Source organism: Sorangium sp. So ce363, assembly GCF_051520435.1.
GTDB lineage: Bacteria > Myxococcota_A > Polyangia > Polyangiales > Polyangiaceae > Sorangium > Sorangium cellulosum_B.
Genome location: NZ_CP150333.1, coordinates 8,042,898 through 8,067,042 on the forward strand (window position 1 = coordinate 8,042,898; position 24,145 = coordinate 8,067,042).

Below are 24,145 nucleotides of genomic sequence, written 5' to 3' on the forward strand. Positions count from 1 at the left end.
CCCTCACCCACCGAGTCGCTCGCGCCCGCCCGCGCGATAGGCGTCGACCCAGGTCCACAACGTCTCCAGCGACACCATGACGCGCGCCGCGATCGCGCGCGGTGCCTCGTCTCCGCGGATCATCGCCAGCACGGCCGCCTCCCGCGCCGGCGCCGAGGCCGCGGACGCAGCGTCGGCGGCCGGCTCTTCCGCCTGTGTCGAGCGCACTTCGACGGGCGCAGGCGCCTCGGCTCGCAGCGCGAGCTGCTGGAGCGGCAGCCGCACCGCCGGATCGCCGAGCAGCACGTAGCCGCGGAGATCGTTGCGCAGCATCCACAGGTGGGCGCGAGCGGCGCGATCGGTGGGATCGGCGCGGCCCGCCGCGCGCGCGTCGGCCTCGATCTGGTAGCTCTGCGCGAGCTCGTCGTTCGCGCCGCGGTAGAGCTCCATCAGCGCCTCCAGCGCGATCCCCGCGCGACTGCCGCGGACCAGCACCTCGAGGGGGCGATAGATACGGGACTTCTTGCTCTCCGACAGGCTCGTCGTGCCCGAGAAGCTGTAGGTCCACGCAAGGTCGACGTGACCGATGATCGCGAGCGGCCCCGCGGGGTTAGCCAGCGCGGTCTGCGGCAGGGCCGCGACGAAGGGGCGCTGGCCGGACGCGGGGAGGCTGTGCAACACGGCCTTCAGGCTGCCACCATAACGATCCTCCTGCGCGAGCTGCGAGAGCCACGTGTGATAGACGCTCGCCGCCGGCGTGCCCGCGCCCAGGCAGGCCAGGTAGAACCACATCCCTCCCGGCAAGAACGTCTGGTCCCGCAGCCGCTCGGCGTCGAGGATCTCGTCGTGGCCGATCACGAGCGCCCCCTGGCGCCGCCAGGAGTCCTCCTCCCTGCGCCAGCCACGCCGGGGCGCGCCCAGGCCGTGGCTCACCGAGAGCAGCACCGAGGGCCGGGCGCCGCCGCCCCCGGCGAGAAGGTCGTCCACGCTGTCGGCGGAGATCTCGCGCACCGAGGCTGCGGGGAGCTTGCCTCTGGCGCTCGCTCCGGTGGATGTGGCCAGGCTCGGGCCGACGAGCCTGGCCTTGCCCGTGACCGTAGCCGCCGAGCCGTCGGGCGTGACGTAGAAGAGCAGATCCGGCGAGGCCTCGGGCGTGGCGCGCCGCGCATAGCGAACGACCTTCTCGGCATAGGCGGCATAGCCGGCGAGATCGGTGTCTCCCGCGCTGTCCGCGAAATGGATGCGCCCCGCGAGCGCGTCATTGGCGAGCGCGTGCTGGAGCTCCAGCGAGGTGTGATGGAAGTCGCCGAGCATCATCAGGTAAAGGGGCCTGTCCTCCTCCGCCACCTCCTCGGACCAGTAGATGTCTCTCCGAAAGTCCGCCGATCGCTTCGCGTCCATCCCTTGCGGCACGCGATATACGCGCGCGGGCGCGCCCTGCTCGCCTTCGCGTAGCGCGACGAGCGGCTGGACGGCCTCCATCATCCGGTCGCCCTCCCGGCCCTCGGGCGCGATCACGGCCCATCGCTGGAGGGTGAGGTCGTTGCGATCGGCGTCGGTGCGGCGCCAGTGGTTGGCGTCGCGGCCCTTCCTGGGCCTCGGCGCGCGCTGGGCGGTGTCGCCAGGCAGCCCCTCGTCGAGCACGGGGCGGCGCTCGTCGGCGTCGACGAGCAGGAGGTCGAGCCGGTCCTCGTGGGCGTTCATGGTCGCTGGCTGCTGGATGGCGACGGCTCGGCGCTCGGGTCGACAGGATCCGTGTCCGCCGCGGCGCCCGCTCTGCCCCGGCGCAGGCCGGGGCGGCCGGCGCGAGCGGCGCGAGCGGCGGGCTGGTTCCGGCCGGAGCGCGGCTCCTGCTCTCGCTGGAGGAGGACCGAACACCGCACGCTCTGCCGGGCGAGCTGGACGCGCTTGCGCAGGTTCTCCTCCGATTCGAGCAGGAGCGCAGCCATCTCCGCGTACGACAGCTCTTCCTCGACGCGCAGCAAGAGAGGATCCCGCAGCGTCGGAGCCAAGGCGCGAACGGCCCTCTCCAGCCGGGCGAGCGTCTCCCGTTCAAGGAGGGTCCGCTCGGGATCGCCGGCAGCGGCGTGGGGGGCCGCCGCGAGCTCGGCGAGATCCTCGTCCACGAGCAGCAGGAGTCTTCCGCGCCGCGTCCGCTCGCGATGGAGGTCCACGCAGGCATGGCGCACGATCTCATGAAGCCACGCCGCCGGCCTTCGGACGCCCTCTGCGGAGGTGGTGGCCCGGAGCATCGACACCGTCGCTCGGCTGAACGCTTCCTCACCGTCCTCTCGGCCGAGAGAGCGCCGGCAGGCGCGGAGGAGCTCCTCCCGCTGCTCGACCCAGCAGCGCAGGAGCGCGCCGACGGAGGGATCGCGGAGGGGCTTCGCCTGGAATGCCTGGTCGAGCGCGGGCCGTCGCTCGGCCGCGCCGTGAGAGAGGCCGGAGGGCGACGGCGCTACCACCTCGTCACCGCCGGAACCACCCAGAAGCGGAGACTCGATGTCACGCCGGTACTCGCTGTCGCGGTGCGGCTGGTGTCCGGGGAAGGGGGCGTGTGTCACGAGGCATCCTCCACCACGAAGGCGTCGAGCTGAGCCGCGAGCTCCTCCAGATCTCCGGTGGTGGCCGCGATGTGGCCCGTGCCGGGCAGCCCGCCGCCGTTGCCCCAGATCTCGATCTCGCTGCTCTCGACCCCGGCCGCGAGGACTGCCAGGCTGTCCGGGGGCGCCGGGCGTTGATCGTAGAGCCAGCGCAGCAGCATGCGGTGGCGGAAGTCGAGGCTCGAGAGCGCGACGAAGAGGCCGGGCTGGACGCGCGGCCGCGCCAGGAGCTCCTCCATCCATAGCGGCGGCCGGGCGCCGTCGGCGCCGAGGGGGCCGTGGATGTGATCGTCCTCGGTGAGCAGCGGCGGCGAGAAGATGGGGCGCGGCTCCGCCGAGTAGCCACCATAGAGTCGGAGCACGACGATCTCGCTCTCGAGATCGAAGCGCCTGGGCATGACGGGCTCCATCTTCCACGCGGTCGCCCCCGCGGCGCGCTTGACGATGCGCGGCTTGCCGCCGGCTCCCAGGAGCGACGGCTGGATGGCGTAGACGGTCCGCTGCGGCAGCTTCTGCGCGATCGCGTGCTCGAGGCAGGGCCGCCAGAGGAGCGTGATGTGGACCCCCGGCCGGACGAAGCGCGCGAGCGCGTCGACGAGCGGCGGGGCCGTCGCCCCGGGCGAAGCGGTGAGCGCCTGCTGGAAGAGCGAATGCAGCACCTCCTGCCCGAACCGGAGCACGCAGCGCTGCGTGAGCGCGCTCAGCGACATACCCGGCGTCGCCGGCTCACCGTTGTCCTGCATGAACTGCTCGAGCTCCCTCTGGAGCGCCGCGCGATCGTCCTCGAGATCGCCGAGCACCGTCGTGAACGGCCGCTCGAGCAGGCTCTGGAGCGCGGGCGCGAGGCCCTTCGACCTGCTCTTCTTCCCCGGCCTCGCCACGCGGCGGCCCTGGAAGTTGAAGACCACCGAGTCCGAGCCGCGGAGGTACAGGACCGGCGAGAACGCCTCTGCGCTCTGGGAGAGCAGCGTCCGCCGCGCCGCCGCCACGCTCGCGCCTATATCGCCCTGGCTCAGCGAAGCGCCTGTCAGCGCGCGGTAGAGCTCGGTCGAGCAAGCGCGCGCCACGTCGGCCCTCACCGGCCAGAGGTGCGCCACGACGGCATCCGCGCCCGCCCTGGCCAGGATCTCCGCCGCGCTGCCGAGCGCCCCGGCCCTGGCGCCCTCGCAGGCCTCGAGGATCACGAGGCGCAGCTCCTCGCAGAACGCCGCGGAGAGCTCGCGCCCCAGCGCCTCGGCCGTGATCCATGTCTCCTCGCCGTCCTCGTCGTCTGCCAGGCGCAGGACGGGCTTGCCCGACAGATCCACGCCGCCGTGACCGAGCCAGTGCACGACATGCGGGCTCTTGCCGCGCCGGAGCCTGTCGAAGAGCACCCGCGCGCTGATCTCCTGCCCGGCGATCGCATCGAGCCACTCCACCTCGCCGGCGTCGATCGCCGGGGCGAGCGCCTCGCGCAGCACGTCGAGGGCCCGCTCGCCGGTGCCCGGCGCGATCCCGAGCACCCGGACGGCGCCCTTGACCTCGCGCGGCTCCCAGGGCTCCGACGAGGTGACGCCGCGCGCGAAGAGCACCCTGGGGTCGGTCCCCAGAAACCCTTCGGACGTCCCCGGCCTGCAGAGCGCCTCCCAGGGGATGGTCTGGAGCGCTTGATCGCGGACGAAGAGGCGCACCAGGAGCGGTCCACCCTTCGACGCCTCGCCGAGCCGCACGAGGACGTCGCGCAGCTCCCCCTTGAAGAACTCTTCGTGGAGCACCTGAGAGTCGCTCACCGCCGCTGGATCAAGCGATTTACCGCCGCGGACCGCCCTCCCGACCTTGCTCGCGAACGTCTGCAGGGCATCGAAGCCCTGCTCGGCAGATATCGCGTGCGCCGGGGGGCGCTCTCCCCGGCTGCCACGCGCGCTGACGCGCACCTCAGTACCGCTGATGTCGAGCTCGATCTCCAGCCACATCGAAGGACAAGCCTCGCTACGTTGTGCTCCCTGCCGTGCCTGACTCCTTGGTCTTTTAGAACGCAGCGGTCGAGATTCTCATCTGAAAAATAATTAAGGACGCATCGGCGGGCTCGGCCATGGGACGTGATTAAGGATGTCCACCGGCAGGCGTGCGCGCGTGGAGAACGGATACGATCATGGGATTCATCAACGATTCTCGTTCACGATGGCTCGGTAGATACATGAACCCACGTCCCATCCGTTGTCGCGACGGCTTCCACGTCGTCTCGGCGACGCGCGCCGGAGACGCGAGAGCCTGCGTCGTCATCGTGCCCGGCCCGGCCGCCAGCGCGGCGCGGGCGGACGCTGCGTTTGCCGAGATCGAGCGCGTCCACGCGCTCCTCGACCATCCGCTCATCCCGAAGGTCGCGGCGCGCGGGGTCGCCGACGGGACGCCATACATCGAGCTCGCCTGCGACGCCGTGATCGACGGCGTCGACCTCACCAGCCTCCTGAACGACGCCGGATGGAACGTGCCGCCCGGGAGCGCGGCTGGCCTCATCGCGAGCCTCCACAAGGCGATGCAGGCGGCCCACGCTGTGACCGACCCGAAGCGCGGGAGGCCCGTTTGCATCGGTCGCGTCTCGTGCGCTGACGTCCTCTTCTCGCGCGAGGGGCACTGGTACCTTATCGGCTATGGGAGGGATGCCCCGCTCGAAGGAGCCGGACAGGAGCAGGTCGACAGGGTCCTTGAGTTCCAGGCGCCCGAGGTGGCCGCAGGCGGCGAGCCGACCCCGGCGGGCGACGACACCGCGCTGTCGCTCCTCGCGCTGTCGCTCCGCCACGCGGTGCAGGGCAGCGCGGCGAGCGCGCGCGACGTCGCCCGGGACACCCGCGCCATGGACCTCGATCCCTCCGAGCGTCTGGGGGGGCGCGAGCGGCGTGTCCGCCGCGCGCCGGCGCAGGCGCGAGAGAGCGCCGAGGGCGCGGACGCCGCGTCGGACTTTCTCCGTCTCGTCGTGCCCTGCGGCGAGGCGCCTGATCCCGAGGGGTTCGCGTCGCTCGTCGCCAGCCTGCTCGCAGGTCGGGCGCCGCCGCTCCTCTCGAGCGACGCGGCGCCGGCGTGCCCGCCCACGCTGTTCCTCGGCTTCGAGGTGCGCTGGATCGCGACGGAGGACGGCGTGAAACACACGCTCGGGCACGCGCTCAGCCGCATCGTGACGGCCCTCGTCGACCGGCACGACGAGGCGCCGGACGCCTCGCTCTCACTCCAGGAGTTGCTCGACGCCGGCTGGCCCGGCGAGCGGCCGGTGGCGGACGCGGGGGCCAACCGCGTCTACGTGGCGCTGACCCAGCTCCGCCGCATGGGGCTCAGGGACGTCATCCAGCGCAGCGAGCACGGGTATCGCCTCGCGCCGCGCGCCGTCATCCGGTTCGTCTCGCCGAGGACCGAGCGCGCGCCATCTCAGGTCACGCGCTCTGCGCCGTGATGGAGGCGGCGCGTCGCTGGCGTCGCTACTTCGCCTTCTGCCCGGCGAACGTCTCCGCCACCTTGAGCACGAGCCGCTCGCTGAAGCCAGCGATGAACGCGATCGCGAAGGCCTTGCTGCTGTCGGCGTCGCCGAGGTTCAGCACCTTCGACTGGAGGAACGCATGGGCGGCGAGCCCCGGAATCGCCCCGAGGATGGCGCGAGAGAGAGTGACCCGCTCGTCCGAAACCTGAGCGTGGATCCTGGCCCGGAGGGAGGAGCGCTTGAGCGATCGAGCAGCGCTGAAGGTCGCTCCCAGGGCGCCAAAGGAGAAGACACCGAGGAGGGTCCGGTATCCCCAGGCAGGCCATTCGTGGACGGGAACTCGCGTCGTGGCCGTGAGCGCCACGAGCAGGAGCAGGATGAGCAGGGCGAGCAGCGCGAGCGTCCAGAGCTGGTCCCTGAGGAGCCGGCTCCCGAGGTCGACGCGACCGTGGCGGCGCGGCCGCAGGCCGAGGAGCCGCCGGGCCCTGCGTCGCGGCTCGGCGGGGCGTCGGGCCGGCGGGGCGTCGAGCTCACCTTCGGCCATGCGCACCGCTAGGGCAGCTCGCCGAGCGCCTCGAGCCCTGCCTTGCAGTAGGCCTCGTACCAGCGCTGGAGCTCTTCGCGCGTGATACCGTATCTCTCGGCGATCTTCTTGTCGCCCTCCTCCCCGACGATCTTCTCGTGGACGGCGCGCTGCATGCGCGCGCCATCCCGCGCGCGGGCCGGCGCGGGCGGAGCGGCGGGCACCGGCGGGAGGCGCGCGGGCACCTCCGCCGGCGCGGGCACGGCCCTGACGGCTCCCCTGTCGCGGTGGATCGCGAGCCGCGCCGCCGGATCGCCCAGGAGGACGTACCCCGCGAGATCCTCGCGCAGCATCCACAGGTTCGCCCGCCGCTTCGCGCGGCCCTGGTCGGGGGCGAGGGGCTTGCCCGCCATCTCGGCCCTGGCCTCCTGGTTGTACATCGCGGCGAGCTCGTGGTTGGCGTTCCCCAGGTAACGGAGGAGCTCGTTGTACGAGTTGCCCGCGCGCGCGCCCTTCACCAGCGAGCTGAAGACGCCCTCGAAGCGCGACGCCCGGTCCTTGCCGTCGGGCCCCATGTCCTGGAAGCTGTAGGTCCAGGCCAGATCGATGTGGGCCATGACGGCGAGCGGGCCCCGCGGGTTCGCGAGCGCGGCCTGCGGCAGCGCGGCGATGAAGGGCCGATCGCCCGGCCTGGGCAGGCCGGCGAGCACGCCGTCGACGCGCCCGCCGAAGCCGCCCGCGTCGCGCAGGCTGGCGAGCCAGTGGTGGTAGGCGCTCGCCGCCGGCGTCCCGCCGCCGTAGCACGCGAGGAAGAACCAGATGCCGCCGGGCAGAAAGGGCCTGTCGCCGATGTCCTCGGCCGCGATCCGCACGCCGCAGCCCAGGCTCATCGCCCCTTGCACGGCGCGCTGCTCGTCCCCCGACGACCATCCCCTGCGGGGCGCGCCCAGGCCGTGGCTCATGGTGAACAGCACCGACGGCTCCGGCCTCTCGATCTGCTCGAGGAGCGCGCTCCTCGCCGCGTCGGCGCCTTCATAGCCGATCTCCTCGATGTCCCTCGCCTTGAAGCCGCCCCTCCGCTGGGTGTCGCGGCACCGCTGAACGCTGGGCGCGACGAGCGCTCTGTGGCCGATGGAGGTCGCCGCGGTGCCGTCCTGCGCGGTGAAGAACAGCGCCCGCGCCTGCGCCTCCACCGAGGGGGCCCGCTCCGAGGAGAGGAGCTTGTCCACGTACGCCGCGTAGCCCGCGGCGGACCGGGACACCAGGCGACCGACCAGCGCCTCGCTCGCCATGGCCTGCTGGAGATCGAGCGAGACCTCATCGAGGTCGCCGAGCACGAGGAGATACCGCGGCAGATCCTCGAGCGCGACCGACTCGTCATGATAGACGCTCTTGCTCCACCGGATCGCCGCGTCCGCGTCCATGCCGGCGGGGACGCGATAGGGCACGACGGGCGCGCCCTGGTCCTGTTCCCGCTTCCGGATCAGGGGCTCGACGAGCGCGAGCAGGGCGTCGCCCGCGGGCCCCTCGGGCGCGATGACGGACCAGCGCTGGAGCGAGAGATCGTTGGGATCGTCCGAGAAGTCGGCGAAACCGTGGACCAGGTCCTCACCCCCGGGCTGCGCCTCGTCCGCGGCGGACTCGAGCGGCAGCCCCTCTTCGAGGACGGGGCGTTGATCGTCGGCATGGCAGAGGAGCAGCTCGATGTCGGACATGGCTCCTCCTCTCAGCGCGCCGCGCTCCCCGGGGGCACGCGCGCGGATCCCAGGGAGCGGAGCTCTCCGTTGTCCCAGTGCACGAGCCACATCGCCGCGCCGCCGTCCTCGTGCGCGTCGAGGAGCACGGCGGTGAAGCGCTGGAGGGTCCTCGCCGCCCTCTGCTTCTCGGGCAGGAGCTTCGGGTTCTGGCGCAGCTCTTCGAGGAACTCGGCCCAGGCCTCGTCGCCGGCGTCGGAGCGCGGGAGCTGCATCAACCAGATCCACGTGCCCGTGTTGGCGAAGACGAGCCCGTCGGCCGCCTTCCAGCGGGCCGCGTGGGTGTGGCCGATCACCACCGCGCCGGCGTCGAACTTCCTCGCCAGGCGCTGGGCGTCGGCCCACTCGGCCTCGTCGGGATCGAGGTGGAAGTACTCGTCGCCGACGGTGCCGGCGAGCCTCCTCTGCACGCCCGCATAGAGCTTCAGGCCGGCGCGCGCGAGCTTGAGGCTCGCGGTCGACATCGCCTCTTCGTCGGCGAACGCGGCGGGCCCGTCGCCGAGCGTGGCCTCGACCGCCGCCGTCTCCTCGGCCCCGAGGCCGGCCTCCGCGAACCTCTCGGCGAGCCCGAGATCCTCCTCCTCCTCGGCGAAGGAGGCCGCCGACCCCGCCTTCTTGAAGAGCTGCCAGGCGATGTCGAGCGAAGCCGCGCTGAAGAGCTGCTTCACGATCCCGGGCGCGACCGCGAGCGCGGCGAGCGCCGCGCCCTGGAAATCGGGCTTGAGCAGGCTCACGAAGCGGAGGCCGTGCCGGCGCGCGATCGGGTTCATGAGCTGCTTCACGAGGACCGAGCCGGCCGCGTACCTGAACCGGTCGAGCCGGGCCAGACGTCCGTAGTCGACCTTGTTCCAGTTGTCGCTGTGCTCGCCATGGGTGACGAGGATCCGGGCGCCGCCCACGTCGAGGATCGCGGGGGCGTCGCCCAGCTGGAAGGCGAGGCGCGCGGCGACCGCGGGCGGCTGCTCCATCGCCGCGCGCAGGATCTCCTGCACCTCCGGGACGGCGAGCTCCACGTCGTGGTTGCCGAGGCGGATGATGACCTCGCCGCCTCGCGCGAGGACGCGCCCGAGCGCCCTGAGCACGGCGGCGCTCTCGGGCGCGGCGACGATCGCGCGGGCCTGCGCCGCGGCGCGCGCCCGATCGAGCTCCAGCGGGTCTTCGTTCATGAGGAAGTCGATGCCGTCGCCGTTGACCAGGACCCGCGCGGGCTCGCGCGCGATCAGGTCGAGGAGCGCGGGCAGCGCCTCGCCCCCGGCGAAGACGTCGTAGTCACCCCCGTTGCCGAGGTGCAGATCACTGAGGATGAGGGTACGCATGGCGGTTGTCTCCCGGGTTCATCGAGATCCTTTGAGCGCGGCCAGGCGGATCGCCGCGGGCGGCGCCCAGTCCGCCTGGTGCGGGCGGTTGTGCAGGCCCTGGGCCGGGCTCCACGACATCCTCGCGTTGCCCTTCGGGTCGCAGAAGACGTCGAGCAGCGGCCGGTTGTCCGGGGCGTTCGGGGTCGGCGCGTCGGACTTCGAGTTGATGCACCACGTGGGCTCGATCCGATCGTGGAAGGGCGCCCCGCGCAGGGAGCGGAGCAGCCACGAGATGGGGAGGCCCTCGTCCTCCATCGACATCCACGCCGAGCGGTAGAGGAGCTTGCCGTCGCCGCGGCTCCGGAGGAGCAGCCGGGCGCGCCCGCGCGGCTTCACGTCGCTCTTGACCGTCCCGACGCCGTCGATCCTGGCGATGCCGCGGAACAACCATTGACCCTTGGAGAGCGCTGGCGGGATGAAGGGCCACCAGTGCGACTCCCAGAGCATGCGCGCGCCCCTGGCGGAGGTGGGGTGCACGACGGGATCGTTGAACGAGGTGGTGGTGTCCCAGAGCTGCCATTTGCGCTCGATCGGGTGCTTGCGGAGCACCATCGCCACGTGCCCGCTCCCGGCCCCGGCGGCTCCGGACGCCGACCAGAAGAGGCACGAGCCGACCGTGACCTTCTCCCAGAGATCGTCGGGCCAGTCGGCGAGCACCCGGGGGACGTCGGTCCAGCCGTCGCCGAGCCTTGCCGCGGCCGGCTGCGCGTCGGTCCCGCAGCCGATGTCGCCGTACGGGCCGCCGTCCCAGCCGCCGAGGCAGAGCGCGGTGGTCACCGACTGCTGGCACTGCCCCACGATCGGGTAGCGGCCGCCGTCCTTGATGGCGCTGGCGACCCTCTTTTGCGCACCGTAGAAGTACGCTGGCATCGTGTAGGGGATGCCGGTCTGGTGCTCGGCGACGGCCCGCGCCCAGTCCTCGCCGTCGCCAGAGGCGGTGTCGTAATCGGGGTGCGAGAAGATGTCGTCGATACCCTCCTTCGCGCGGCAGACGAGGAATTCGGCGAGGCCCTCCGCGTCCTCCGGCCCGCGGAGATCGTGCTCGGGGGCCTCGAGCAGGTTCACGGTGCGGACGAGCTGGGGCGGCGGCTCGTCGTCGGCGAACGCGACCGGGCGAGCCAGCCACTCCTCGGGCGGCTCGGCGGGCGCCGGGTCCATGTCCACCCACACGGGCAGGTCCGCCCCCGAGGGCGCGCCTTCGTTGCTTTGCTTCACGGTCATCGGAGCTCCTTCTCTCTTCGATTCAATGTGTCCGCCCCGGCGCTCAGGTCGCGCGGGGCGTGCCTTTCGCGGGCGCGAACGGGTCGTCAGCCGGCGGCCCCGCGGCCTTGATGAACGGATCGTCCAGGCAATCGAGCCCGTCGTCCTTCATGTGCTTCCAGTAGAGCTGGAGCTGCTGAAAGGACGGGATCCACTTGTACCTGCGTGCCTTGCCGTAGAAGTAGCGGCCCACCAGCGCCGCGAGGCGCCTGTCGCGCTCTGCCGAGGGCCCTTCGCCCGCCTGGGGGACGGCCCACTCCAGGCAGCCCGTCACGTACCCAGGTGCCCAGTGCTTGAGGTGCGCGATCAGGTTGAAGAGCGCCTGGGTGGCGATCGCGTCGGCGCCGGAGATGTTGCCCGAGCCCTCCATGAACGTGCAGAGCTGGGCCTCGGTCACCGCGTCGCGCGTGGCCGGGTTCCTCGCCAGGTCGATCAGCAGGTGGAGGAGCGGGACGGAGCGGCGCATGATCTCGAGCGCTTCCTTGCGTCCGGTGACGACCGTCCCGGCGTCGAGATCGACCACGTCGTACACGTTGCCGCCGCGGTAGCGGACGCCAGCGGCGCCCAGCGCCTCGCGCACGGCGTCGCTGGCGGTCGCCCGCTCCATCACCTTGCCCAGCCAGCCGAGGCCGCCCCAGCCCGTCCCCCAGGTGACGATCTGGTTGTCGTAGGTGTTGATGGCGGCCGTGCTGCCCTCGCGCGCCTGGAATGCGCGGAAGGCGAGGATCTTCCGCTGGTCGGAGGGGCTCGCCTCCGCCGCCCGGGCGTCGAGAACCCCGTGCAGGTAAGCGATGTGTGCCTTGTCCGCGCTGCCCGTGTACACGTGCCCTGCGCCCCAGGGCTTGAGCCCCGGCTCGACCGGCACGGCGGCGCGGCGCTGCGCGATCTCGGCGACGAGATCCTCGGTCAGCGCGCTTCCGGCCTCCGCCGCGCCCGAGTCGCGCGCATGATCCTGCCAGGCCGGACGATCGTCGTCAGCGAACGAGACGTTCCGTGACACGGATCAATCCCCCGACGAAGCGCGCTTGCGCTGGCTCTCTTGGTGGTCATCCGAGCCGTCGGCGTTCTTCTTCTTCTTTTTCTTCTTGTCCTTGTCCTTGCCCTTGTCCGTGAACCGCAGCGCTGCGACCACGCGCCCCAGCGTCTTCGCCACGATGCTGCGCTTCACGCGATTTTCGTGACCCTTGAGCCCTTTCTTCGCCTGCGGCTTGAGCTCCGCGCCCGCCGGCTCCCTGGCGCGGCCCTCCGCGAAGGCCGCCGTCAGCGTGTCGTGGGTGATCATCTGCGACTTGAGGGTTGCCTTGGCATCGTCGGACAACCCGGCGAGCGCGTGCTCGTAGTGCTCGTCGAGCTCCTCCTTGCTCGCCGTCATCTCCCACTGCCGGCCTTTCCACTCGGCGATCTTGATCTTGTCCGACCCCCGCGGCAGCGTGGGATCGCCCGTGCCTGTGTCCCCCCGCTTCGGCACCGATAGATAGATGGCCGTCCCTTCGCCGCCGAGCGGCGTCTTCCCGCTGCTCGGGGCTGCGCACATCTCCTGGATCAGATCCGAGAATGAGCTCTCGTTTTCGAGCGTCTGGCCGTACTGCGGCATGGTGTTGCCGGTGAAGGGTGGGTCCGCGCTCTTCGCCCTGACTGCGTATCCCAGATCTTTGTACTTCTGGACCAAGGCATTCGTCTCGTCCTGGGACCCGGTGCCGCGCACGGCGATGTACGCCACGTCTTTGCTGGTCATCGTGGAGGCCATCTCCCTGATGACATCGCTGCGCGTGGGATCATCGGCGAGCTTCGCGATGCGATCGAAGATGCGCGGGTCGAGCGGCACCCGGAGCGTGTCCCGGAGGTCCTGGTTCATCGGCGACACCACGGAGAATAGAAAGGGCACCGCCTTGTCGGTATCACCGTCCTTGAACAGGTAGGGTGTGTCCTTGTAATCGAGCCCGAACTGGCTCACGACCTGGTCCGGCGCAAGGTTCTCCGAGTGCCGCAGAGGTGCGCCGAAACCGTAAAACGCGGGCGGCTTGTTGCCCTTCAGGGACTCGGCGACACTGGCAGGGGGCACGACCTTCGCGAAGGGTTCATCATTGCGCTGAAAGCTCGCGTAGTTTGTTGCGGCCATGGCGGTGATGATCTCGATGTCGAGGTCGCTGTAGGCCTCCGGCTCGGTTTGGCGCATGTCGGCCTTGAACTTCGCGACGAGCCGGTCCGCGTTCTGGGTGTAGGTGGTGAGCTCCTCCGGGGTGGCCGTACCCTTGCCGACCCTGTCCACGAGATCCTTCGAGATGCCGTAAAGCGTGCCGTACTTTTCCAGGATCTTCCCCTGCGCGACCTGGGCGTATTTGAATTCGAGCATGGTCTCCTCCGTGGTGACGCCGCCGCGACCGGCCCGGCCCCCCCGCCGGCCGCGGCGACGTCGAGCGCGTCACTCACTGAGCTTGCTGATGATCTCCGCGAGCTTGTCTTCGATGCCGCCGAGCCGGACGTCGAGCGCCTGCTGCTTGCGCTCCAGATCGGCGAAGTAGTCGGTCACCACCTCGTCCGCGTCGCCCAGCGGGAGCACGCGCATGTCGCGGCCGAAGCCCATGAGCACAGGCCGCTCCACGTACGTCACCCGGTGCAGCACTCGCCAGCACTTGTTCGGCTTGGCAGCGCTCGCCTGGCGCAGCGCGCGCGCCTCTTCGTCGTTCGACATCAGCCACACCGGATCCACCACGTAGCTGAAGAAGTCGCTGAAGTGGTCCGTGCTGCCCTCCAGGTAGAACGTCATGAACCGATAACGATCCACCTTCTCCCCGGGCACGAGCGGGTTGTCCTGCGGATCCGTCAGGCCTCTCTTCTCGACGCCCGAGAGGTCCACGCTGAGCTCGAGGCTCTTGCTCGTGCTGAGCCTCTTGCTGTTCGCGTCCACCTTGCCGCCCGAGCCCACCAGCGACAGGGAGAACTTGAACCCGGCGACCGCCGCGTCGGCATTGCCGCCGATGCCGCCGCTGTGGCTCATCTCCGTGCTGATCGAATGCTCGATCGTGCTGGCGAAGCTCTGCGCCTCCGCGCGGAGCCCGCCGTCGCCGTCCCACACGTAGGTGTTGACGACGTTGCGCTTGCCCGCCTTGGTCTGGATGCCTTCCATGCGGAGCTGCCAGTCGGCGAAGGCCGCGCCCGCGCGCACCCGTCCCTCGAGGTTCTTGTACTTGCCCTTGATCTCCGCCTTGCGCTTTTCGCCCTCGCTCTTGAGCTCCTTCTTCTTCTCCTCATTTTGCTCCATCATCGCGTCCAGATCTGCCTCGGTGGCCTTCGACGACACCGGCGTGCCCCCTTCGGCGACGCTCGGAGCGCTCGGGTCGCTGAACGAGTCGAGCTTTTCGACCTGGTCGGCGCTGAAGTTGTAGAAGAAGCTCTCTCGCTCCTTGTCGTGGCGCTCGATCGCGTCCTTGAGCGCGTACGCCTCCTTGAGCCGGAAGTAGCTCGCCGGGTAGAGCGAGCCGTATTGCGAGCGCATGTCGGGCACATGCGGGTAAAACGTCGGATCCGCGGGCATCGAGCCGACCATGCCATCCAGGCTCCCGTTGAGCGTGTAGGTCGGGTTGATCAGGAACGTGATCGTGTTGACGTCGAGCGGCACGCCCTCGACCGGCCGGATATCGTAGCTCACCATGCGGCCGCTCCTCTTGAGCTTGGTGACGAAGACGTCGGCCATGCCCGAGATCACCAGCGCATACCCCACGTTCTTCGGCACCCAGCGCTTGCCCAGAAGAGGACAAGAGGCCGTGTCTTCGGCCATGCCCGAGAGCTCCAGGCTGTCGCTCGTGGCGAGGGTGGACGCCGCCGTGACCGAGCTGTCCTTGGTGTCGGTCTTCTCGAAGGCATAGTTGAAGACCGCGCCTGCCTGGCCCTCCGAGACCTCGCTCGTGACGAACGCGGGGCCCGCCTCGACGCCCCACGCCGCCCCGAGGAAACCATCCATGCTGAGCCCCCCGTGGGTCGTCTCGCTGCGCTGCCAGCTATAGCTCGTCTCGTCCGACTGGCTGAGGGTGACCGCCGTGGCCCCGTTGTAGTCCTCGTCCACCGTGAGGTTCTCCGAGGGAACCGGCGGCGCGCCCTCGATGTACCCGAGCAGCGTCGGGTTGATCTGGGTGTTGCCGACCCACTGCAACGCCAGCTGTTCGACCCGCTGCTCGGGCAAGAGCTGCACGTAACCTCCGGTCGTGAACCCGAAAAAGCGCCTCATCAAGGCCTGCTTCTTCCCCTCGCCGCTGACCTCGATCGAGCTGTACTCGGTGGTGATCAGGCTCTCCGCTCCCGCCGCGGGCAGCGAGGTGGTGAGGAGCACCGTGACGCTCCCGGTGAGCTGGCCCTGGAACGCGCCCGTCTTCTTGTCCTTGACCTTCTTGTCTCCGTTCACCTCGTCGAGCGGATAATAGGCGAGCAGGTTCGGCTCGGTGCCCACGAGGCGGCGCCGCATGTTCGCGCGGATCTCGGCCTCCGTGCGCGCCCGGTCCCAGAGCCGCACCTCGGCCAGGTCGCCCCTGAAATAATACTCTCCAGTGTGGGCCTTGCCGATCGAGAGCGCGCCGGACACGACGAGGTCGCCCGTCGCGGTCTGCTCCCCGACCTTCACGCCGTCGCAGTAGATTCGCAGCGTCTTCGTGAGCTGGTCGTGCGTGAAGCAAACGTGGTGCCAGTCCGTATCATCCTTGTAGTCCGAAGCCGACGTCACGGCAGTGCCATTGAACGACACCATGATCTTGCTGGCGTTGCTGAACCCAAAAGCGAAAGCCCCGGTGCCGCTCTGGCCGGGCGTGGCGGCGATGATCTGGAACTGGCCCGCGTCTGCGCCGCTGCGCCTCGCCCAGCACTCGAACGTGAAGCTGGTGGTGGCCGGCGTGACCGCCGGGCACTGCACGTACGTCTTGCCCCGATCGGGCAGGCTCAGCACCTTGCTGCCCGGGTTGCCGAGGTTCGCCGTGCAGCCCATCCATTCCACGCCGACCATCGAGCCGTGCGCCAAGCCGCCGGCCGAGCGGTCACGCGCGGTCGCGCCCGTGGCTTCATCGAAGGGCCAGTAGCCGACGAGCCCGGGCTCGTTGCCCGAAATCGACGCCCGGGCGTGGGCCGCGACCTCGGCGTCGGTCAGGCCGAGGTTCCAGAGGCGCACCTCGGCGAGCCGGCCAATGGGGCTGCCTCCCTTGGAGGCGTTGCCGAGGAACTTGATCTTGATGTCGTTCTCGTTCTCGTCATCGCTATCCTTATCTATGGCACGCATGGTCGTGATCGTCGCGTCCGCCGGCGCGCCCTTCAGGAGACCATCGCGCTTGTTCGACGTGAGGTCTTTGACCTTGAGCACACCTCCTTCCTCGACGTCGTCCATGCGCCAGTAGCCTACGAGGTCCGCCTCGTCGCCGGTGAAGGACCGATAGATGTCGTCTCGAACGTCGACGAAGGATCGGGCCGATTTCCAGATGGACACCTCCGCGATGTCGCCGTTGAAGTAGGCGTTGTTGTCCTTGTCGTAGCCGATGTGCATCACGCCCGAAGCCGCCTGGATGGCTCCGGTGACGCCGAGCGTCGCGGCGAGCTCCCCGTCGACATAAAGGCAGACGTAGCTACCGTCGAACGTGCCAGTGTACAGGTGCCAACCCTGGATATCGGCCGGCGTGAAGCTCGCACTTTTCCAGCCCTGGCCGGTGACATAGACATAGAACTGGATCATCTTGCTGTCTTTCACGGGGCTCATGATGAACGCGTCCCGCTTGCTCACCAGGCAGCCAGCACCGTTCCAGTTCGAGGTCGTGCTGCGCGCCCAGATCGACACCGTGATGGCCGTCGTGGGGTTCGTGTGCGCCGGCACCTCCACATAGTCCGCCGTACCCTTCAAGCGGATGGCCGGCTGCGAGGTGTCGCGGCTGCCGATCTTCTCGCCGTCCGCGTAGAAGGAGGTGGTGCCTTTCCTCGTCGCCACCGCGACGTGGTGCCACCCCGCCGCGAGCGTCCGCCGGAGGTCGGCGCCGCTGTCGAAGAACCAGCCATTGACCATCAGCCCCAGCCGGCTGCCCTTTCGCACCATGAGCGGTACATCGAGCGAGGTGTCCGAGCTGGCCACCACGTTCGATTCATACGCCGTTCCATCCGCCGTTCCGTCGCTCTTCGTGCCCCTGGTGGCCAGGGGGTACTGCACCCAGGCCTCGCACGTCCACCCGCTCGCAGGCAGGCTCACGACTTTTTCCAGGGTCACTTTGTCGCCGCTGTCGCGAATGTCAGCAGAGGCGCGCACGGCGTCGGGCAGCCACTGCTCGAACGTGGCGTTGCGGCTGTCCGACGCCGCGTCGTAGGCGGTCGCGCGCATGCGGCCCTGTGGATCGAAATAGGTGAGCAGCACGTTGCCTTCGCAGCTCTCGGCGAGCCGGACCCTGCCTGTGGGCTGGGCGAAATCGAGCACCGCGCCGGCCGTCACCAGATGCCGCTCGTCTGTCGCGATGGTCGGCATGATCGCAGGCTTCGCCTTTTCGAGCCCGTCGATGACCGCCGTGTTCTTTGTCGCGAGATCCTTGCGGCTCGCGTCCAGGTCGGTCCGCGCGGCCGTGAGCTGGTTCTGCAGCGCCGTGACGTCTTCCTTGGCCGCGAGCAGCTCGTTGAGCTCATCGATGCGCGCCTGCTTCGATTGGATCTCCGACTGGAGCCTCGCTACCGTCGCGTTCTTGGCATCGAGGTCGCTCTTGGCCTCTTTGGTCACGTCGCTGGTCTTCAGCACATGCCACTTCTGGTGATTCGCGCCGCTCCAATCCCAAAGCTGGAGCGCCGCACTGTCCCACGTATCCCCCCAGGCGACTTCGACGTAGACGTTTTCGTTGTGCCTCGGCTTGAGGGTATAGTGGCTCTTGCTGGAATCCAGGCACGAGAGCTTCCACTGCATGTGCGACACGCCGCCCAGCGGTTCGAGCCTGAGATCCGCGTCCTTTCCCCCGGCGCCCGGCACTGACAGGGAAAGCCCGCTGCGCTGGTGCAGGATATGGAAGTATCCGTCTGCGCGTTCCTCGAACCGCCAGCGCTGATAGTTCAGGTCGTTCGTGGCCCACGGGCCGTACTGAAGCACGACCTTATCGTCACCACCGGTCATGTCCTTGCCGCTGTTCAGGTTGAGCACCCGCTGGTAGTAGCTCCACCGGTTGTCTTCGATCGCTTTGCACTCATTCTGCGCCTTGGTCTTCTGCGACGAGAGGCTCGAGACCGTGGTCGTGAGCGCATTCTTTTCATCGACGTAGCGCTGGTAGTTCTTCGCCACGTCGATCCGCTCCGTGAGATCGCGGATCTGCCCCTCGACGCGGCCCACCTTGGCCTCCGCCCGGCCCATCGTGGTCAGGCTGTCCAGCACCGCCTGCGCCTGCGCAGGCAAGGACGAGAGCGCCGTCGCGTCCGTGTATTGGTCGCGCGTCACCGAGTCCGAGACCAGACGGATGCGGTGCTTGCGAACGTCGATCGACGTCCACTCCGCGGCCGGCGCCGAGCTCTCGGCTCCCCACTTGCCGCGCACGTCCGAGATCTCGAAGGCTCGCATGAGGCTGACCCCATCGGGCACCACCACCCGGCATTTGGCCTTGTACCAGCCCGGGGCCGCGCTCTCGAAATCGAACTGCTGCACGCTCCCGGCCGGGAACTCTATCCTCTCCTTGCTACCGCGGCTGCTCTTGCCCCAGTACGAGAAGGTGAAGAGCTTGCGCCCGGTGCCGTCGGCGTCGCTCGGATCGACCGCCGCGCCGGGCGAGTTCACCTTGAACTCGAAGCTCTCTTCGTAAACGCCCCGCTGGCTGACCGCCAGGAGCTCTTCGCTGCCGTACTTGACCACCTTCTTCTTGTCCTCGTCCGAGCCCGTCGCGCGGTCGAGGCTCCGCGCGCCGGCGTAGGGATCGCCGTACACAACGGCGTTCCTGCCGTGGTGCGAGAAGTCCGGCACGATCGGCGGCTGCTCTTCGTAGACGACCGCGCCCATGCGGTAATAGGCGGCGAGCCCGTTTTCCTTCCCGCTCAGGTTCACGTGCATCGTGGCCTTGACGTCGGCCGCGGACCGCGCCTCGTCCCAGATCTGCACGCCGGAGATCTCGCCGCTGAAGGCCTGGCCGATGGTGTGCGTCGAAGCCGCGCTCACCAGCGCCGGGTTGCCCTTGAGCAAACTCCCACGCTTGTTTGCCGAGAGATCGCTGGCATCGGCGTCGAGCGACCAGTAGCCCGCGAGGTCGCTCTCCTTACCAGTCGGCTTGCGGGACATGTCGGCTTGAATGTCGGCCTTCGAGCGTGCAAGGCTCCATATCTCCATGTCCGCGATGCAGCCATGGAAGTAGAAGTCCGGATTGCCCTCGGTATTGCCTGCGCCGATACGCATGGGCTGGGTTGACGACTTGTAGGCGGCCGTGGAGGATACCGGGGCGCTCCCGTTCACGTAGAAGTTCCACTTCGTACCATCGAAGGTAAGCGCGATGTGGGTCCAGACCCCTTCCACCACCGCCGGTCCCTGAATGTAGGTCCAGGCGGAGCCAGATCCCACGCGGCATTGCCATATGTTGCTGTCGGTGGCGTAGATCGCGAGGCCCGTGCAGTCGCCCCCACGACACGTCAGAGGGGATCGATAGCGGCCCTTTCCACCCGTCAGCTTGACCCACGCGGCCACGGTGAAGCTGCCGGTGAAGAGCGGCGCGCCACTGGCGACCTCGACAAAATCGGCCGCCCCGTCGAACTTCATGGCCTTGGCGAGCTTCGTGCCGGGCGAGGCCGGAAGCACGCTCTGCGGGTGCAAATACGCTGCCTTCGTCCACGCCAGGTCGCCCTTCAAGGCGCCGTGACGCTTCGCCGGCGACAGGTCCTTGGTCGTGCCATCGTCGAGCGGCCAGTACCCGAGGAGCCCCGCTTCGCGACCGGTGAGCCGCCGGGCCATGTCCTCGGCGATCTCGACCTTCGTGCGCGCACGACTCCATATCCGCACGTCGGCGATGCTGCCCTTGAGGTGAAAGTTACCATCGCTGAACTGGCCGATGGTCCAGGTGCCGCTGCCCTGAAAGTGGGCGGTGGTCACGTTCTCGAGGACGAGCGCGCCATCACGATAGACGTGCTGGGTGTGCGTCGTTGCGTCGTAGGTGCACGCCCAGTGGTGCCATTCCAGATCCGTGTACGCCAACTTTGTATCTGCGCCATTTCCCCAGAAGCTGAACGTGAACGTATTGTTCGGGCGAAAGCCCACGTGCAAGCACGTATTGGCGGCAGGCGTGCCTTGGGCGATCACGTACTCCAGGCTGTTGATACGGTCCCGCTTGGCCCAGAACTCCACGGAGAAGCTCTTGTTCGCGACGTCCGGGGGAGAATCCTTGATCGCGACCTGATCGTCCACGCCGTCGAACTGCAGCACCTTGTCGTTCAGGTGGCATGGCACCCCATGGGCGATGACCTGCTGCGCGACCTCGACGCCGTCCCGGCAGAGGGCGATCCGCGTGTCGCCTCCGGTCTTCGTGACGTAATCGACCGTGCCGGCATAGTGCACCCACGCGCCGACCGGCATCGCGCTCGGGTCGGTCACGGTCCGCGCCCCGCCGTCGCTCATCCGCACCACGAGCTTCGCCTTGTTGTCGGCGCCGAGGGCGAGGTTCATCATCCCGCCGCTGTCCTTCACCAGGCTCTGCTCCAGGTTGCCGGCGGCGTCCACCCGCACCCAGGCCGAGAACGTGCGACCCAGGTGCCGCTCCGGGCTCGGCGGCGCGAGCTCCAGGTCCGGAGTCTCCACGCAGTCATTGCCGTCCATCCGCAGCCCCCGGCGGACGACCTTGCTCAGGTTCGCCGCTTCGCCCGTGAAGTACGGCGCGTTCAGCACGAAGGCTCTCTTGCTCGCCACGAGCGACGTGATCGGGAAGATCCCGTCATACGTCTGGGTGCCGGAGATCTGCACCTCGTGACCGACCTTCAGATCGTGCCACGGGCACACGATCATGAGCTTGCCGTCCTCGGTCTTCTCCGCGCCGACGACCATGTTGTCGAACACGAGCCCGGTCTGCTTGTCCTCCGCGACCTCCCAGAACCCCGCCTCGTCGTTCTCGAACTTGGCCTCGACCTGAAACGTCGCGCCGTCGACGCTGAGCACCATGTAGTGCCCGTCGTAGCTCCGGGTGCCCCGGATCTTCACCTTGGCTCCGGTCTTGAGATCCGCCGGGAGCGAGTCCTTGGACCGGATCTGGAGCTTGTCGTCGCCGCCCCGCTCGGTGGCGACGATGGTCCCGGAGGGCGGCGGCGACTCGTCCGCGAACTCCTTGATACCGTCGAGCAGCGAGAGCGGCGTGACGACCTCGCGCTCATTGGTGCGCAGGATCTTGCTCTGGTCCGGCGTGTGGTCGATCTGCGACAGCGTGCCGTCCGCGGCGAGCGCGAAATCGAGCACCGCGGTCTTCACCACCTCGCTGTCGGTCGCCTTCACCGGCACCGCGAGCATCACCCGCATGGTGTCGCGCATGAGCTGCGGGCCCGCGTCGGTCATCACCTCTTTTTGCAGATCGTACGTCGTCGCCGACGGGCCGCCCGCGACGGTCAGCCCCTTCAGATCGATCGTCCGGCGGACGATGCCCGGAACCGACTGGTAGATGGTGTTCTTCGCGTTCGAGGGGTCCCGCCGGGCGTAGAGGTAGTCCTTGACGTCGAAGAGGCCGTTGTCGCCGGAGCCCACCGTGTAGAGGACCAGCTTGCTCTCCTTCGCGTCGTGGACGAACAGGTGCCAGCGGTTCCGATCGCTCTCGGCAGTCGGCACGAAGACGGGCGAGAACCACCCGCTCACCACCGTGCCGGCGAAGCCGAGCTCCAGGGCGCCTTCGTAGAAGTAATTTCCGTCGATGTCGCGGTAGTCGAGGTTGTCGAAGCTCCCGCCGTCCTTCGATGTGGCGGACTCCTGCGGCTTGAGCCGCTGCCGGCTGCGCCGGAACCGCACCTCGAGCCTGGGCACGAGCTCGTTGGTCATGCCGTCGAGCACGAAGCGGTTCACGAGGATCTTGCCGCCCGGCGATTGCCGGAACACGAAGAGCTGATTCAGGGCCGACACGACCTGTACGGGCGCGTCGACGCTCTTCACGACCTCGTCCGAGCCGCCGTACACGCTCTTCACGAGGACGTTGCCGTCGTTGTCCGCGAGGGTCTTCTTTTCGCTCTCGATGACCGACGGGTCGGGGATCGACTCGCCGAGCCGGAGCTTCTTGAGGCCCTCGAAGCCGAACGGGTCGGTGTCGTCGTTCAGGGCCGTGTCCTCGAAGCCGCTGCGCTTGACGGTGTACCAGAGGGTGCCGTCGAGACCGGTGCCAAAGCACACGACCTTGCCATCGTGGGTGATCGTGCTCACGTGCTGGATCTTCTGATCGCTGAGTATCATGCGCGCCTCGCCAGAAGGGTTGCTGCGGACAGACCTCCACCCTCCGGCCGACAGATGAGGGGCGGCCGTCGCGACAGGTGCAGGCTCGACGCAGCGGCCCATCGCCCATCGACTGACAGGGAGGGCGCTGCTTCACCCCTAACGACGTCCGGCGCAGGCGCTCGTGACGGTTGTTCGATCTTAAACGTATTCAAGGTGAGCGAGGCGGGGGACGCTCGCCTCGGCGCGCGCAGCGCTCACCTTGATTTCTCTTAAGATGACAGGGCTCGGCGTCGTGCGTTTCATGGGGGCATCTCTCTGCCAGAGAGGGTGCGAGAGAGGGGTTCGCCCCGAGGACCGCGACAATGACCATGCAAGAACACACGAACCAGGACGAGCCTCTCGACTTCGGCGGCTCGTCGTCCGTGACGGTGGGCGTCTCGTTCCGCGCGCGCCTCGAAGGCGACACGCCGAGGGGCGCGATCCAGGCCTTGCTGCGGTCCGTGGGCAAGGCCCTGTCAGCCCACTTCGAGCGCCGCGCGACAGCGCGCCTCGACGTCGAGAGCGCGACCGCCACGGTGACCCTGCGGATCCCCGAGCCGGAGGGCAGCACCAAGGTGTGCGACGTCTCGGTGACCTTGCTCGCCGACGAGCTCATCGAGGACGAAGAGCTCGTGGTCGTCCCGCGGATCCGCGCCGAGATCTACCGCCGGAAGGACGATGTCGACTGGCTCGCCCGGGACGCGCCGGCGGACGTCGAGAGGCTCGCCGGGGAGATCGAGGACGTGCTCCTGGCCATCTCGCCGTAGCCGCGCGGCGCACGTTCATCGCGAGCGCGCCATGCCGCGCCCGAAGGAGGATCCACCGTGAACATTGATGATGACAGGACGCCCCCGCCGACCCGGCTCGTGATCGCGACGCTGGCCGCGCTCCAGCTCACGGCGTGCGCGAGCGTCGCGACGGTCACGCTCGACCAGGCGATCAAGGAGCTCGCGCCGGACTACCGCGCGCGCACGCCGGCGAGCGGCGCCGCGAGCCTCGGACGCCGCCTGCTCGGGGATCAGCCTGAGACCAACGCCTGCTTCGACGGAGATCAGGACACCGCGGCGCCGAGCTGGTCTCTGGTGGCGCTGCGCTACGGGGACGTGCTCGACGGCAGGCTCTCCGCCGACTTCGGCGGCGTCCTCGCGGTCGCCCCATCGGCCGGCGCGTCCTCGGAGCGGAGCGCCAGCGTCACGCTGACGAACCTCGTGGAGAGCAGGCTCTCGGCGGTCTACATGAACGCGAGCGGCGCGTGCACCGGCCTGTTCGCCGAGGCGGGGACCAGCTACGTCAAGGTGCTGACGCGCGCGATCAGGGCGGGGACGATCGAGGTGGCGGCCGAGCAGTCGACCACCGCGGCCCTCTCGATCGACGCCTCCGCGCTCGGAGGGGCCTCCGTGAGCGCGTCGAGCTCGTCGGGCCGGAAGCTCCAGGGGGCCTCTCTCTTCTTCGCGGACTATCCCGAGTGCTTCAGCGTGGTCTACGACAGGAAGGACTGCGCCGGCTCGGCCGTGGGTCCGGGCAACGCGTGCGACCTCGACGCGTGCTCGTTCAACGTCGCGGCGCTCGACACAGGCGGCGCGTCCTGGGCGGGGAAGCTCTCGTGCGAGGGCGGCGCGGCGCTCGATCTCGGCGGCGCCCTCGGTGCGTGGGGAGAGGCTCAGAAGACGGCGCCTGGCGTGGCCTACAACGTCCGCGTGCTCCCGGGCGCCTGGCTGGGGACGGTGAACATCGACCTCCGGCGCTGGGTGACCCGCTCGGAATCACCCGACAAGTGCGCGGCCCCCGGGGGCGCGCCCCACCCGGGTTGATCGCG

13 protein-coding genes are annotated in these 24,145 nt (G+C 69.1%); 3 read left to right on the top strand and 10 right to left on the bottom strand.

The features are described 5' to 3' along the window. Window positions 1-3: 3 nt before the first annotated feature. Genes WMF12_RS30190 through WMF12_RS30200 form a run of 3 tightly spaced genes read right to left on the bottom strand, consistent with a single transcriptional unit; the run spans window position 4 to window position 4,534 of the window. Window positions 4-1,683 carry a hypothetical protein gene (locus tag WMF12_RS30190; protein WP_437850964.1) on the bottom strand — a complete coding sequence of 560 codons (1,680 nt, stop codon included), beginning with the start codon at window positions 1,681-1,683 and terminating at the stop codon, window positions 4-6. Continuing rightward, window positions 1,680-2,543, bottom strand: coding sequence for an RNA polymerase sigma factor (locus WMF12_RS30195; protein WP_437850966.1), 864 nt, complete (start codon window positions 2,541-2,543; stop codon window positions 1,680-1,682). Before WMF12_RS30195 ends, WMF12_RS30190 begins: the two co-directional genes overlap by 4 nt. After that, window positions 2,540-4,534, bottom strand: coding sequence for a CHAT domain-containing protein (locus tag WMF12_RS30200; RefSeq protein WP_437850968.1), 1,995 nt, complete (start codon window positions 4,532-4,534; stop codon window positions 2,540-2,542). Before WMF12_RS30200 ends, WMF12_RS30195 begins: the two co-directional genes overlap by 4 nt. 224 nt (window positions 4,535-4,758) lie before the next feature. On the opposite strand from WMF12_RS30200, the gene WMF12_RS30205 reads away from it, so the two are divergent. Beyond that, window positions 4,759-6,006 carry a hypothetical protein gene (locus WMF12_RS30205; RefSeq protein ID WP_437850970.1) on the top strand — a complete coding sequence of 416 codons (1,248 nt, stop codon included), beginning with the start codon at window positions 4,759-4,761 and terminating at the stop codon, window positions 6,004-6,006. A 25-nt stretch (window positions 6,007-6,031) separates the two neighbouring features. Here WMF12_RS30205 and WMF12_RS30210 read toward each other — a convergent pair whose 3' ends face one another. The 7 genes from WMF12_RS30210 to WMF12_RS30240 form a co-directional block, all read right to left on the bottom strand. Then, complete coding sequence (locus tag WMF12_RS30210; protein ID WP_437850972.1) at window positions 6,032-6,574, bottom strand: hypothetical protein; 543 nt, start codon at window positions 6,572-6,574, stop codon at window positions 6,032-6,034. Between the two features lie 8 nt (window positions 6,575-6,582). Further along, window positions 6,583-8,268, bottom strand: a complete 1,686-nt coding sequence (locus WMF12_RS30215) for a hypothetical protein (RefSeq protein ID WP_437850973.1) — start codon at window positions 8,266-8,268, stop codon at window positions 6,583-6,585. Between the two features lie 11 nt (window positions 8,269-8,279). Continuing rightward, the gene (locus tag WMF12_RS30220; RefSeq protein WP_437850975.1) at window positions 8,280-9,623 is read right to left on the bottom strand and encodes a metallophosphoesterase; all 1,344 of its coding nucleotides are present in this window, start codon (window positions 9,621-9,623) and stop codon (window positions 8,280-8,282) included. 18 nt (window positions 9,624-9,641) lie between these two features. Continuing rightward, window positions 9,642-10,886: a hypothetical protein gene (locus WMF12_RS30225; protein ID WP_437850977.1), complete on the bottom strand. Its 1,245-nt coding sequence runs from the start codon at window positions 10,884-10,886 to the stop codon at window positions 9,642-9,644. A 43-nt stretch (window positions 10,887-10,929) separates the two neighbouring features. After that, complete coding sequence (locus tag WMF12_RS30230; protein WP_437850979.1) at window positions 10,930-11,925, bottom strand: hypothetical protein; 996 nt, start codon at window positions 11,923-11,925, stop codon at window positions 10,930-10,932. A 3-nt stretch (window positions 11,926-11,928) separates the two neighbouring features. Continuing rightward, the gene (locus WMF12_RS30235) at window positions 11,929-13,194 is read right to left on the bottom strand and encodes a hypothetical protein (RefSeq protein WP_437850981.1); all 1,266 of its coding nucleotides are present in this window, start codon (window positions 13,192-13,194) and stop codon (window positions 11,929-11,931) included. A gap of 153 nt (window positions 13,195-13,347) precedes the next feature. Then, the gene (locus tag WMF12_RS30240) at window positions 13,348-22,308 is read right to left on the bottom strand and encodes a LamG-like jellyroll fold domain-containing protein (protein WP_437850983.1); all 8,961 of its coding nucleotides are present in this window, start codon (window positions 22,306-22,308) and stop codon (window positions 13,348-13,350) included. Between the two features lie 344 nt (window positions 22,309-22,652). Here WMF12_RS30240 and WMF12_RS30245 point away from each other — a divergent pair, with 344 nt between their 5' ends. Together WMF12_RS30245 and WMF12_RS30250 are read left to right on the top strand one after the other, a co-directional pair. Then, a complete protein-coding gene (locus tag WMF12_RS30245) occupies window positions 22,653-23,096 on the top strand; it encodes a hypothetical protein (RefSeq protein WP_437850985.1) in 444 nt (147 codons plus the stop codon). 57 nt (window positions 23,097-23,153) lie between these two features. Beyond that, window positions 23,154-24,140: a hypothetical protein gene (locus WMF12_RS30250; protein WP_437850987.1), complete on the top strand. Its 987-nt coding sequence runs from the start codon at window positions 23,154-23,156 to the stop codon at window positions 24,138-24,140. The last annotated feature ends 5 nt before the right edge of the window (window positions 24,141-24,145 follow it).